At 43.6% G+C, this 12533-nt stretch carries 12 protein-coding genes; 1 reads left to right on the top strand and 11 read right to left on the bottom strand.

Annotated features, from left to right (window positions below; translation table 11 throughout):
• Positions 1-25: 25 nt before the first annotated feature.
• The 4 genes from NSQ49_RS14075 to NSQ49_RS14060 form a co-directional block, all read right to left on the bottom strand.
• Positions 26-328: a DUF4212 domain-containing protein gene (locus tag NSQ49_RS14075; RefSeq protein WP_035328377.1), complete on the bottom strand. Its 303-nt coding sequence runs from the start codon at positions 326-328 to the stop codon at positions 26-28.
• Positions 329-475: 147 nt separating this feature from the next.
• Positions 476-658, bottom strand: coding sequence for a hypothetical protein (locus NSQ49_RS14070; RefSeq protein WP_159863215.1), 183 nt, complete (start codon positions 656-658; stop codon positions 476-478).
• A gap of 295 nt (positions 659-953) precedes the next feature.
• Positions 954-1559 (bottom strand): pyroglutamyl-peptidase I, encoded by a 606-nt coding sequence (locus NSQ49_RS14065; protein ID WP_251283425.1) that lies wholly within the window; start codon positions 1557-1559, stop codon positions 954-956.
• Positions 1560-1702: 143 nt separating this feature from the next.
• The gene (locus NSQ49_RS14060) at positions 1703-2632 is read right to left on the bottom strand and encodes a M23 family metallopeptidase (protein WP_159863217.1); all 930 of its coding nucleotides are present in this window, start codon (positions 2630-2632) and stop codon (positions 1703-1705) included.
• A 142-nt stretch (positions 2633-2774) separates the two neighbouring features.
• Here NSQ49_RS14060 and NSQ49_RS14055 point away from each other — a divergent pair, with 142 nt between their 5' ends.
• Complete coding sequence (locus tag NSQ49_RS14055; protein ID WP_251283426.1) at positions 2775-3194, top strand: VanZ family protein; 420 nt, start codon at positions 2775-2777, stop codon at positions 3192-3194.
• A 33-nt stretch (positions 3195-3227) separates the two neighbouring features.
• Here the strand turns inward: NSQ49_RS14055 and spoIID are convergent, their stop codons facing one another.
• The 7 genes from spoIID to nuoL all read right to left on the bottom strand — a co-directional run bounded on the left by spoIID (position 3228) and on the right by nuoL (position 12473).
• The gene (spoIID, locus tag NSQ49_RS14050; RefSeq protein WP_159863219.1) at positions 3228-4259 is read right to left on the bottom strand and encodes a stage II sporulation protein D; all 1032 of its coding nucleotides are present in this window, start codon (positions 4257-4259) and stop codon (positions 3228-3230) included.
• A gap of 421 nt (positions 4260-4680) precedes the next feature.
• The gene (murA, locus tag NSQ49_RS14045; protein ID WP_159863220.1) at positions 4681-5991 is read right to left on the bottom strand and encodes a UDP-N-acetylglucosamine 1-carboxyvinyltransferase; all 1311 of its coding nucleotides are present in this window, start codon (positions 5989-5991) and stop codon (positions 4681-4683) included.
• A 33-nt stretch (positions 5992-6024) separates the two neighbouring features.
• Entirely contained in the window at positions 6025-6765 is a 741-nt protein-coding gene (locus NSQ49_RS14040; RefSeq protein ID WP_159863221.1) for a YwmB family TATA-box binding protein, read from the bottom strand.
• 271 nt (positions 6766-7036) lie between these two features.
• Entirely contained in the window at positions 7037-7288 is a 252-nt protein-coding gene (locus NSQ49_RS14035) for a DUF1146 family protein (RefSeq protein ID WP_251283427.1), read from the bottom strand.
• A gap of 281 nt (positions 7289-7569) precedes the next feature.
• The gene (nuoN, locus tag NSQ49_RS14030) at positions 7570-9084 is read right to left on the bottom strand and encodes an NADH-quinone oxidoreductase subunit NuoN (RefSeq protein ID WP_251283428.1); all 1515 of its coding nucleotides are present in this window, start codon (positions 9082-9084) and stop codon (positions 7570-7572) included.
• Positions 9085-9090: 6 nt separating this feature from the next.
• Positions 9091-10608, bottom strand: a complete 1518-nt coding sequence (locus tag NSQ49_RS14025) for an NADH-quinone oxidoreductase subunit M (protein WP_251283429.1) — start codon at positions 10606-10608, stop codon at positions 9091-9093.
• The gene (gene nuoL, locus NSQ49_RS14020) at positions 10605-12473 is read right to left on the bottom strand and encodes an NADH-quinone oxidoreductase subunit L (protein ID WP_251283430.1); all 1869 of its coding nucleotides are present in this window, start codon (positions 12471-12473) and stop codon (positions 10605-10607) included. Before nuoL ends, NSQ49_RS14025 begins: the two co-directional genes overlap by 4 nt.
• Positions 12474-12533: the final 60 nt, after the last annotated feature.

Here is a 12533-nt window from a genome sequence, read left to right as displayed (position 1 = left end):
TGAACATCCCCTCATTTTTCTTTAATTAATGATCAAGAACTTTCCCAGAACTGATTTGTTCATTTTTGTTCTCATCAATTCCATATTTCCGATCAATCGCATCTCCCATTTTGGCATTAACAAACAGCAGAATGATAAACGTCAGTACTGCCCCCTGTGCACCCATAAAGTAGTGAAACGGGAATCCGTTAATGGTAATATCGCTTAAGGGTTCTGCAAAAAAGACCACGCCAAAAGAGGCAAGAAAGCCAATAGCAAAATAAATAATCATATTCCGAGTCTTTTCGCGGAAATAGCTGTCCGCTACTTTTTTATCAATTTTTTTCAAAACTCCACCCCCGGTAAAAATGATAAATTTGCAGTAAAAATGGTTATGAACACATTTTATTGGTCAGGAATCACTCCTTAATTGGGATATGCGCAGCTGAATCACTGCTATTTCACCGGATCGGTTAAACCGACCCGGACAAAACCATTACCTTAAACTGAAAATAAATTTGATTGTATCCATGAAAGGTGCGGGAACAAGGATGATTTGAATGAGGAAGTAAGCAAAGATTGATAGAAATGGGACTGCCAGGAAGATTGGCCTTTTCTTTCTTAAAGCAAGAAATAGACAAGTCCCTGTAATGAGCATCATTGACAGTAATGGAATCAATTTGGTTCCCTCCTTTAGGAAAGCGCTGTCATTATTCTGCTTTCCGTTTATGTTTGAAGATGGGCATCAAAAAATGTTTTCTGATTTCATATAATTTTAAGAAAATTCATACTTCATTATGTACAAAAATCATTTCCAGGTCAAGTCCATGCTGGAAATTTTTTTGAAGAAATAACCCATCCCTTGATATATAAGGGTTTATTTCAGGAAAAATGAATAACGAAAACTTTAGGGCATTAGAGGAAAACACTATAGTAATAATGAAAACCATTTAAAAAAGAGCCATTCCGGCTCCTTATTCCAGCTCTTTTATGATAAGTGTAATTGCGTCCAGCAGATCGGAATCCGACCAGCTTGCCATGCTTTTCTTACTGGCAGCCGCCAGTGCATGGGATGCCGGTATGTGCACAAAACCCGCCGGTAATTCATTGGTTGCCGATTTAAACAGGTGAAGGACGGAATACATTACGTTGTTGCATAGATAAGTCCCCGCTGTGTTTGAGATGGCTGCAGGATACCCCGCTTCCTTAAGTCTATTAACCATCCGCCGGATCGGCAGGGTGGAAAAATAGCCATCGGGACCATTTTCCTCTATTAGTTTGTCTTCAGGTGCGACACCGCTATTATCCGGCTCGCCGTCCTGGTAATTGATTGCGATTCTTTCTGGAGTGATAGCGGTCCGCCCGGCTGCCAGCCCCAGAGAAATCACAGCATCCGGCTTTTCCCCTGTCACTTCCTCTACTATTTTCTGTGGCGCAAGCTTAAAATCAACCGGCAGCAGGCGGCCTAGGATTTCATAGTTTCCTACCGCCTTGCCATCCAGCGCATTCACAATCTTTTCTGTAGGATTAATCGGAAAATCAAGAAAAGGTTCGAAACCAGTTAACAGCAGTTTCTTCATGTATTCTCCCCCTGTATAACACTTCGTTTTTCGAAATATTATATAGGATGAAGATAGAATTGTCTAAAAATATCAATTCGACAAAATTCGGGTGGTGCCTGTCACCAAAAAAAGAGCCTGCCATTTCGGCAGACTCCCTATGTTTATGCGTCAGTTGATTCAGTTGCTGTGTCTTCTTCTACTTGGTCGTCAGTTTGACCTTCGTCTTCAGAAGTTCCAGCTGGGTCTTCTTCTTTATCAGCAGACTCGTCTTCTTCTGTGTTTCCTGCATTTTCATCTGCAGATTCTTCAGAGGACTTGTCCTCGGAAGGAGCAGCCTCATCGTTTTCTTCAGTTGCACCGCTGTTTTCTTCAGCATCTGCTTTGTCAGCTGTGTCCAGCTCCTGTAAAGAGCTTAGCGGTTTATTGAAGAAATCAAGCGGATTGACCGGCATTCCGTCTTTACGGATTTCAAAGTGAACATGTACGCCTGCTTCTTCATTAAACAAGCTTTCGCCTGCCTTTGCAAGGACATCACCTTGTTCTACCTGGTCGCCAACTTTAACATTCATATCTGTAACAGATTGATATTGTGTTACAATTCCTTTGTCATGCTCTACTTCAATAACATTGCCCAACAGCGAATCTTCTTCAACCTTAGTAACTTTTCCGCTTAATGCAGCAAGGACATTAAATGATTCTCCATCCTTAGTGGCAATATCAATACCTGTATTCGGATGGTATGTGTTATTGTAAAATACTAGAGCAGCTTCCTGTTCTTCAGCCTTGCCGTCATAGTCATAGAATTGTTTTTGAATGACAGCTGAGTCTGGATCTTTGACAGGCATTACGAAGTTTTCCATTGAACGGTTAACTTCCAATGCTGGCTCGTCGTACTTTTTGCCGGTAATGTCTGTGGCTTCGTAATCGTAGCTGTCAGTGTCTGTAGCGTTATCGCTAGTCTGATACCAAAGAACACCGGTTAGAATGATTGCTGCACTTGCAATGTAGATAGCTGGGAATGCCCACCGCTTCTTCATAAACTTTTTAAAGCTGGAATCTTGAGAAGATCGTTTCTTTTCTTCCTCTCTCATTTATCATCACCTCAGCAATCAGTCTGAACAGATTAAGAGGATTATATACATTTCTTAAAAAAAATTTTTTGGGCTTATTTTTCGACAAACGTTTTCGGATTATGCATGATTTGGGAAAAAATTTTCAAAGGAGCTACTAAAGATGGTTAAGTGGATATTACGTGTGCTGCCTCTCCTATATATGGCGCTAATTTGGGTCTTATCCAGCATGCCGGCTGATGCTGTGGTGGAGCTGCCGGATTTGGCAGTGGACCGGTTTATAAAAGAATCTATGCATCTGATTGAGTTTGGTATTTTGTATGTGCTTCTGGTTCTGGCAGCGCTGACTGCAGGTAAGCTGACGCCGGGAGTGAATATTCTTCTCGCTCTTTTTGCGTGCTTCTACGGAATTATTGATGAGATTCATCAGTCATTTGTACCGTTCCGGTCTGCTACTTTAATTGATGCTGTCAAAGATATGACCGGTGTGGCAGTGTGCTGGTATTTTATCAGCAGGGCTCTTTTTTATGGGAAGTTTAAAAGGCTTGGCAAGCTTCTTGGTTTTGTTAGCAGGGCAAAATGAAAGAGCTGATTCTCTTTGAACCAGCTCTTTCGTTTACTTTTTAGCTGTTGCTTTTGTCAGCAGTTGGTCAGAAGCTGCTATTTCTACCCCTTTATAATAGTGGGAAACGATATCTTTATAGTTCTTGCCTTCAGCTGCCATGCCATTTGCTCCGTATTGGCTCATGCCGACACCATGGCCGTAGCCCTGGGTGTTGATGATAATGTTGTCACCTTTGCGTTCCCAGGTAAAGTCTGTTGATTTCAGGCCCAGTTTCTCTCTGATGTCTTTTCCGCTGACTACTTTTCCGTTAATATCCACTTTTGAAACCCGCTGTCCGGCTGTTCGCTCAGTCACTGTGCCGATGGTGCTGTCATTTGGAAGCGTCACACCCAACTTCCTTTCAAATTCCTGAACAGTGAATACCTCTCTGCCGTTAAACTTCGGCGACTGCAGATCCCATTTGCTTTCTACGCTTTTTAAATAAGGAACGGAATTTGGCCAGATGGCTTCTGAATTTTCGGTAAAGCCATTGCTTGTTGAAAAGAAGGAAGCTGTAATCGGCGAGCCATCGAAAGTAAGAATCTGTCCTCTTGTTTCGTTAACCGCTTCTCTTACCTTATTGATCTTCCACTTATAATCCTGTTTCCATAGCTGCCTCAGTTCCTTATCATTTTTATAAACCTGGTGGGTTACTGTATCGTATACTAATGCCCCCTCAGGAAGTTCAACGCTATCTTTATTCATTAACTGCTTCACAATAAATGTCCTTGCTGCCAGCGCCTGAGCCTTCAAAGCCTCTTCTTCAAACTCGGCCGGCATTTCAGATGCTACCACCCCGACAATATACTCTTCAAGCGGAACCTTCTCCAGCTTCTTCTGTGCAAGGCGGTAAACTCCTACCTCTATGGCCGGCCCTTGAGGAATTTCTGCTGCCGTCTCTTTCTTTGTCTCGGTCTTAAGCTCTTCACCAAGCTTCCCGTTGACTTTCCCTTCTGTAAAAGGAATCACAAGCAGGGAAGGAACGATGAGCGTGACGGCAAACAACAGTGCGGCTAGTACGATGAAAGGTTTGAATTTTGTCATGTTTTAAGCCTCCATAGCAAATAAATAATTCGAACTCATTTCATGTTTATGGCTATGGACAAGCTAATATGACAATAGATTAATATTTGCATCTGAAGCGGTGAAAAAGGTGCAGAATAGGGGGTGAAGCTGCGATAAAAAAATATTTTTCCCACCTAAAAGCAGCTTTTTATCTCCAAGATTTTCTGATCTTTTCATTTATGTGCGGATAGGCCAAATTTCTGTACGGATAAACTTTTTTATGTGTGTATAGCCTGATTTATGTGCGGATAAAATTATTTATGTGCGCAAGCAAAAATACATAGCAAAAACCGCAGAATCGATTTGTCAGTCCTCTGACAGCTCGATTCTGCGGTTTCAGTTGAAAATGCACGTAAGGCGACTATTTTGACGACTCTCAAAGCCGCCTTGATTGCATTGCTTATGCGTTCATGTCTGAAACAAGACCGTTGTTAACAGGTGTTTCTTCCACTTCTGTAATACGTTCAATATCTGCTCCAAGGCCTGCAAGCTTTTCGTGGAAATTCACGTATCCGCGATCCAAATGCTTCAGCTCTGTTACGCGTGTTACGCCATCTGCCACCAATCCAGTCAGGATTAGGGCTGCGGCTGCACGAAGGTCTGTCGCAGCTACTTCTGCGCCCTGCAGATTGCTTGGTCCGTTCATAATCACAGAACGGCCTTCAATTTTAATATCAGCGTTCATGCGGCGGAATTCCTCCACATGCATGAAACGGTTTTCGAATACAGTTTCTGTAATCACACTTGTACCCTGAGCATGAAGCAATAGGGCCATCATTTGTGATTGCATGTCTGTCGGGAATCCAGGATGAGGCATTGTTTTAATATCAACAGCCTTCAACTTGTCTGGGCCCAATACACGGATGCCTTCAGCTTCTTCAATGAAGGTAACACCCATTTCTTCCATTTTGGCGATTAATGAAGCAGAATGCTCCATAACGGCACCCTTTACAAGAACGTCTCCGCCTGTAATGGCAGCTGCCACCATGAATGTGCCTGCTTCAATGCGGTCAGGAATGATGTTGTGCTCTGCACCGAACAGTACGTCCACTCCTTCGATGCGAATCGTGCCTGTTCCTGCTCCCTTAACCTTAGCACCCATTTTATTAAGGAAGTTAGCCAGGTCCACAATTTCAGGTTCCTTTGCTACGTTTTCCAAAATCGTTGTGCCTTTGGCTAGTGTTGCAGCCATCATAATATTCTCCGTAGCACCAACGCTAGGGAAATCGAGATATATTTTTGCTCCATGCAAGCGGCCTTCAGGTGCTTCCGCTTCAATAAAGCCATTACCAACCTTTACTTTCGCACCCATCGCTTCAAAGCCTTTTAAATGCTGATCGATCGGGCGGGAACCGATTGCGCAGCCCCCTGGCAATGCCACACGGGCACGGCCATTTCTTGCTAATAAAGATCCCATGACTAAAACTGAAGCACGCATTTTGCGTACATATTCAAATGGTGCTTCTACCTTCAACTCTCGAGATGCATTTACTGTTACTGTATTATTTTCAAACTCCACTTCGGCGTTTAAATAGCGTAATACTTCATTAATAGTATATACATCGGAGAGTGTTGGGACATCACGAATTACGCTTTTGCCATCACTTGCTAACAGTGTTGCGGCGATAACCGGTAAAACAGCGTTTTTTGCTCCTTCTACTTTGACAGAACCGCTTAACCTTTTTCCGCCGCGGACGATGATTTTATCCAAAGTGTATTCCCCTCCGCGTCCAATTTCTCTATATTAATATTCAATCGTTATGATGGGTGTGCCAATAACTATGTTTGTCTTGGCGCCCATTCCATTTGTCCGTAATCCAAGCTGCATGTTCATTTTATTACCATTTGTCTCAATCGATTCATCAAAAATCGGTGAATGTGCTGATGTTGAAATAAATTGTTCTTCTTTTAATGACTCTATTTCTGTCGCATTAAAAGCGTCCAGTAATTGACTTGCAATATCAGGCAAAGACTTATTAATCTTACCATTGAATTCACCCTGGATACAAGAGAAAATTGTGGCATTTCCTCGAAAAATGTCAGAAATCTTGCTATTTATTTCTGCAGCCCGTTTGCTCTGTTCTTGTTTCCACCCCTGACCTTTGGCCTCATAAATGACATACGTCTGAACTTGACCTTTTGTGGGGGTTGATAGAATTTTTACTGCTTCTGACTGAGCATCTGTTTGCTTAATAATAGCTTTTGCTTCCCAGGATTTTTCTGTTTTCTGAAAGCTCCATTCCCAATCAGGATATTTTAATTGCAGTTCATCGGTGAATGCTTTTACTTCCTGAAGGTTCTGGTTTTCCATTTTTTCTCTCGCATGCAAAGTCCAATCTTTGATTAAAATATTCTCGCCCTGTAAAACCGAGGCCATCGATAACAGGTCAAGCTCCCCTTTGGCTACAGTCGTCTTATTCCCAATGTTTATCATCATGAAACCAATAATGGCAATAATAGATAATGTAATGAATGTTTTTTTCATCTGTACATTCCTCCCCTTAGTACCATTGTTACCAAGGATAGAGTGAGCATACTTGGGAATTGTCGTCACTTTTTGACAAACTGAAAAGGCAGCAAATCACTGTGATTTCCGAGGCTCTTTTTGCCTTTTTATGCATACTTTGAAAACCATTTCACAAGATAGTATGTATGCAGGAAAACTAGCAACAAAAAGATTTTACTCAATAATTGACTAATTGAAAACATGTATGAAGACCTATATTTATGAAAAAATTTGACCGGTCTTGCATCACCTAAAAAAGTGTAATGTGCTGCAGTATAAGCGGGAGCTGCTGGGACCATAAAAGGTAGTCGAGAAAGAAGTTGCTGACAGATGATCCAATTACAATCGAAAGCAGAACATACAATACACGTGCCTGAAAAACATGATTTGCCCGCAATAGGGTTTCAAACCGTAATGCCTGAAGCGCCCACCAGGCCAGCGCAATAAACACCAGATGAGACATAATGCTGATGAGTGCCTGCTGCCCAAATCCTGATATCATCTTCTTCCCTCCTTTAATTCATTGCCACTTCGCTTACCTGCTTTGTGCGCTACAATACCATTTGACGTTTATACTATCAGGTAAGTTTCATAACTGGTTATTTTTTGAAAATTAAGTTTCTATCTTTTTCGCCGTTTGTATCTCCATTATATCGAAATTGTCGAAAAAACACGAAGTTTAAAGAAGGGCAAACAAAAAGAAGGGGATATCCCCCTCCTATTTTATACCCCTTTTGTCCCTTTTTCGTAAATGTTTTTTAAAACCCCATTTTAAAAAGACCTTTATTGAAAGAAATCAGTAAACTGATTAAAATTGCCCTGCAGGAAATCTAATGCAATATTCGGTGCGACTCCAAACAGGATGGTGGCCGCCAGGCTGATGCCGATAACAGCTGTTAATGCAGCCGGGATCTTAACCCTTCCAGTGTCAGCTGCCGGCCTGAAGAACATTTGCACCATAACACCGAAATAATAGAAATAGGAAACGACAGTTGTCGCAATCATAACCGATACCAGTACATAATGGCCTTCATTCGGCACTAATGCACCCATGAAAATATTCAGCTTGCCAATAAACCCGGCTGTTCCCGGAATGCCTGCAAGTGAAAGCAGGAAGACAGCCATGGCAATGGCCAGGAACGGTGCACGGCGGTAAAGCCCGGCGAATTGGCCGATATCTTCTGAACCCGATTTATGTGTTACATGCTGGATGATTGCAAAAGCGCCCAGGTTCATGAATAGGTAGGCTCCAAGGTAAAACCAGAGCGTATCAAACATGAATAGAGACATGCTTGCAATAACAACCAGCAGGTACCCTGCCTGAGCGATGCTGGAATAAGCAAATAAACGCTTGATATTCCGCTGTCTCAGCGCAATCAAGTTTCCAATAATCATCGTAGCTCCTGCCAGGAAGGCAATGTAATCCTGAAGAGCCAGGATCATCGGAAGACCTTGTGCATCACCGGATGGTGCATTCGCAAAGATTGAAAACAGAATGCGGATTATAATGATGAATCCGGCTGTTTTGGAAACTACGCTTAAAAAAGCTGTTACCGGTGTAGGTGCACCCTGGTATACATCAGGTGCCCACATATGGAACGGCGCTGCAGCCAATTTAAAGGAAAGTCCCACCACAATCATAAAGAAGGCAAGGCCTAACAGGTAAATATGCTGTTCATTATAGAGGGATGTCAAAAATCCGGACATTTCTATTAAGTTCGTCGTCCCAGTTAATCCGTAAACATAACTCATTCCGAACAAAGTGATCGCTGTGGCGATACTGCCGTTGATCACATACTTCATGGCCGATTCGTTTGAATGCAGATTTCTTTTTCTCATGCCTGCCAGAATGTAGGACGAAATGGAAAGCAGCTCAAGTCCCACAAACAGAGTAATCAAATCTCCGCTTGAAGACATGATCATTGCCCCAAGCAATGCCGCCATGAACAGATAGAAAAATTCCCCCCTGAATTCTTCCAAGCCTTCATCTGGCTCATAGCCTAAGGCAATCAGCAGGACCATAGCAGATCCGATTAAGAGCAGCAGCTTAAACGCTATAGAAAAGGAATCCAGCCTGAACGTATCTAATAAAATGGATTCCGGACTATGCCCGAGCAGGCCCAGTAAAGAAACGAGAGCCGAGAGTATTCCGGCAAAGCCGATCCAGCCGAGGATTTTCCGGCTTTGGGATTTCGGCATAAACAAATCCATTAGTGAAAGAGCGGTCGCAACACCAAGGATGATGAACTCCGGCGTCATTATGCCCCATTCATAAGATAATAATGTTTCGAGATCCATCCTTCATCACCCTCCTATCCCAAGCATGATCGTTTCAAGTGTTGATGTCAGCGGTTCGCTCAGTACACTTGGATAAACACCAATCAGGACAATTAAGCCGACTAAGACCAGGACAGGCACGAACTCAAACTTTTTCATATCCGTTATGCCGGCAAAGTCACGATGCGATTTGCCGTATGTGATACCCAGTACCGCGCGAAGCAGGTATACAGCTGTCATAATGATTCCAATTGTACCGACTGCAGCGAGAATCGGCATTTCTTTAAACAAGCCAAGGAAGGCCATAAATTCACTTACAAACCCCGACATGCCAGGCAGGCCGAGTGAGGCCATGGCCCCTGCAAGCAGGAATCCTGCCGTAATCGGCATCCCTTTTGCCAAACCGCCAAGATTTTGAATATTGGAGGTTTGGAAGCGTTCATATAAGACACCTACAAGGAAGAACAATAGTGCTGCAATTAACCCGTGAGAAACCACCTGGAAAATCGCCCCCTGAATCCCTGCCTCATTTAATGCGCCTAACCCGATTAAAACGATTCCCATGTGGGAAATAGAAGAGTATGCCAGCACCATTTTGAAATCAGTCTGAACAAATGCCAGGAACGCTCCATACAACAAGTTCACGACTCCAAGCACAGCCAGCCATACAGCAAGGCTTTGGAATTGCTCAGGAAATATTCCCATACCGAAACGGATTAAACCGAATGCCCCTATTTTCAAAAGTACCCCGGCATGCAGCATAACAATCGATGGCGGAGCTTGTACGTGAACCCGGACCATCCAGCTGTGAAGCGGGAAAATAGGAAGCTTCACACCGAAGGCAATTAAAAGCGCAATCAGCATACCCATTTTCATATTTTCAGAGATTGGCGCAACCAGCTGCGGATTATCCGCGTTCATGGCGGCCATCAAAGCATCAATATTAGCTGTTCCGGTTCGGGCAAACAGCACCATAATGACAATCAGCAGAACAGCAGATCCAAGTCCGTTATAGATCAGGAAGCTGTATGCTGCATTTTCCTTTTCAAAGTAACCCCATTTCCCGATCAGAAAAAAGGTCGGAATCAAGGTGATTTCAAAGAAAATAAAGAAAAGAATCAGGTTCTCAGCTGCAAATACACCCAGCATGCCGACTTCAAGCAGCAGAAACAGCATGAAGTAGCCCTTCCATTCTTTTTTAATATGAATAGAAGCAATCGCTGCCAGTGTAGAAAGAACAGCTGTCAGAACAACCATGATCAGGGAGAATCCATCAAGCCCCAATTCATAATCAATGGAGAAAAGATTTCCGAGCTGGCCCGAATCACCAAACTGAATCCAGCTTACCTTTTCATTCAGCTGTTCCAGCCCTGCACCTGCCCGGTATTGGAAAAAGGCGATCAGGGACAATATCAGCGCAGGGAGTGTTGCCAGGAAGCCAACTGTCTTGATCAATGATTCCTGCGTTCTCGGCAGGAACGATAACACTAAAATACCAAGCAACGGGGAGAAAACTAAAATGGATAGAAAATAAGCTAAGTTCATTTTAAGTACCCCCCTGTAAACGCGTAGATGACGACTAAAATAGCCAGGCCGACAAACGCCACGGTTCCATAGGTCTGAATCTGGCCATTTTGAAATTTAGAGCCGAGTCTTCCGAGTGCAATCGTAATTCCGGTTACACTCTTTACAAGGCCTTCAACCAGGAATACCTCCAGGAAGCGCAGGAATGAGCTGATAAATTTAGCCCCATTCACTACAGTCAGTGAATAAAATTCATCGATGTAGTATTTATTGTACAGAATATTGTATGAAAGCGGCATTCTGCTTGTAAGCCAGTCACGGGAAAGCGAGCGTTTGCCGTACATGAGCCAGGCAAGGAAGATTCCAAGCAGGGATACAGCTGTTGCCATAATCATTATCCAGGCAGGCCCTTCAATATGGCCATGGCCCAGGGTATGGTTATCTTCCACGAGCCAGTCACCGAGAAATGTTCCAAACCAAGGTGTATTTACATATCCAGCCACGACAGCCAGGACCCCAAGCACTATCATCGGCAGTGTCATGACACTCGGCGATTCGTGGACATTTTTCATATCGGTTCTTGCTTCACCAGCGAAAACCATAAAGAACAGACGGAACATATAAAATGCCGTAAAGAATGCGGCAATTACCGCGAGCCAGAACAGGGCAGAATTCCCATGCGCCCACGCAGCAATTAAAATTTCATCTTTACTGAAGAACCCTGAAAATAAAGGCACCCCGCTGATCGCCAGTGTCCCGATCAGGAACAGAGGGCCGGTCACTCGCAGCTTTTGCCACAAACCACCCATATGTTCAATGTTTTGTGTATGAACTGCATGGATGACACTTCCCGCTGCAAGGAACAGCAAAGCCTTAAAGAAGGCGTGTGTCATTAAATGGAACACGCCGGCTACATATCCGGCAGATCCCAATGCCAGCATCATATAGCCAAGCTGGCTGACGGTTGAGTAAGCTAGCACCCGCTTAATATCCTTCTGGACAAGGCCGATGCTTGCCGCAAAGATAGCCGTAAAGGCTCCTATGACAGCAACAGTCATCAATGCTGTTTCACTTCCTGCAAACAGCGGGAACAGCGCCGCCACTAAATACACACCTGCAGCTACCATTGTCGCTGCATGGATTAATGCGGAAACAGGCGTTGGCCCCTCCATCGCGTCAGGAAGCCAGGTGTGCAGTGGGAACTGGCCCGACTTTCCGACAGCCCCTACAAAAATAAGAATGGCTGTTAACGTAATCATCGTGCCTGAAATGTCACCAGCTTTAACTGCTGCAAAAATCTCATCATACTCAAAACTGCCAGCCTGCCAGAACAATAGAATCATTCCAATCAAAAGGCCGACGTCCCCAATACGGGTCATAATAAATGCCTTTTTGGCCGCTGCCTTTGCTTCCTCTTTGTAAAAATAGAAACCGATCAGCAAGAAGGAACCAAGGCCGACAAGCTCCCAGAAGAAATACGTCTGAAGCAGATTAGGCGAGATGACAAGGCCCAGCATGGCAAATGTAAATAACCCTAAATAGGCATAGAAAACAGGAAAACGGTCATCCCCCTGCATGTAGCCTTTCGAATACGTATGTACCAGGAAACTGACAAGTGATACAATCACCAGCATCAGTGCATTTAACTGATTAACTTCAAAACCCGCTGTTAACTGAAAATCCCCTATAGTCAGCCAAACGCCTTCTGCTTTATAAGTTGGTGCCGAAAACCGATCAAATAGCACCAATAAGGAATAGACAAGCGATGCCAGGGTAAACAGAATCCCAATATAAGCACTCGCTTCTTTTAGCCGTTTGCCGAATAAAATAAGGAACAAAAACGATAAAAGCGGGAAAAGCGGTATGATCCATGCATTCTCCATCATTATCACAATCCCCTTTTTTGAACACACCCTGTAGCCCGGCGTGTCAGATTTGGACCTTTA

Origin of the sequence: Cytobacillus sp. FSL R5-0377, assembly GCF_038004385.1 — a bacterium.
In the GTDB taxonomy this organism is placed as follows: domain Bacteria; phylum Bacillota; class Bacilli; order Bacillales; family Cytobacillaceae; genus Cytobacillus.
This window is presented reverse-complemented; position numbering and strand designations above follow the sequence as displayed.

Bases quoted from the DNA above. Each gene is read 5' to 3' on its own strand.
- NSQ49_RS14025 (WP_251283429.1), bottom strand. From the start codon at position 10,608: ATGAACTTAGCTTATTTTCTATCCATTTTAGTTTTCTCCCCGTTGCTT.
- nuoL (WP_251283430.1), bottom strand. From the start codon at position 12,473: ATGATGGAGAATGCATGGATCATACCGCTTTTCCCGCTTTTATCGTTT.
- NSQ49_RS14060 (WP_159863217.1), bottom strand. From the start codon at position 2,632: ATGAGAGAGGAAGAAAAGAAACGATCTTCTCAAGATTCCAGCTTTAAA.
- nuoN (WP_251283428.1), bottom strand. From the start codon at position 9,084: ATGGATCTCGAAACATTATTATCTTATGAATGGGGCATAATGACGCCG.
- NSQ49_RS14040 (WP_159863221.1), bottom strand. From the start codon at position 6,765: ATGAAAAAAACATTCATTACATTATCTATTATTGCCATTATTGGTTTC.
- NSQ49_RS14035 (WP_251283427.1), bottom strand. From the start codon at position 7,288: ATGATATCAGGATTTGGGCAGCAGGCACTCATCAGCATTATGTCTCAT.
- NSQ49_RS14065 (WP_251283425.1), bottom strand. From the start codon at position 1,559: ATGAAGAAACTGCTGTTAACTGGTTTCGAACCTTTTCTTGATTTTCCG.
- NSQ49_RS14055 (WP_251283426.1), top strand. From the start codon at position 2,775: ATGGTTAAGTGGATATTACGTGTGCTGCCTCTCCTATATATGGCGCTA.
- spoIID (WP_159863219.1), bottom strand. From the start codon at position 4,259: ATGACAAAATTCAAACCTTTCATCGTACTAGCCGCACTGTTGTTTGCC.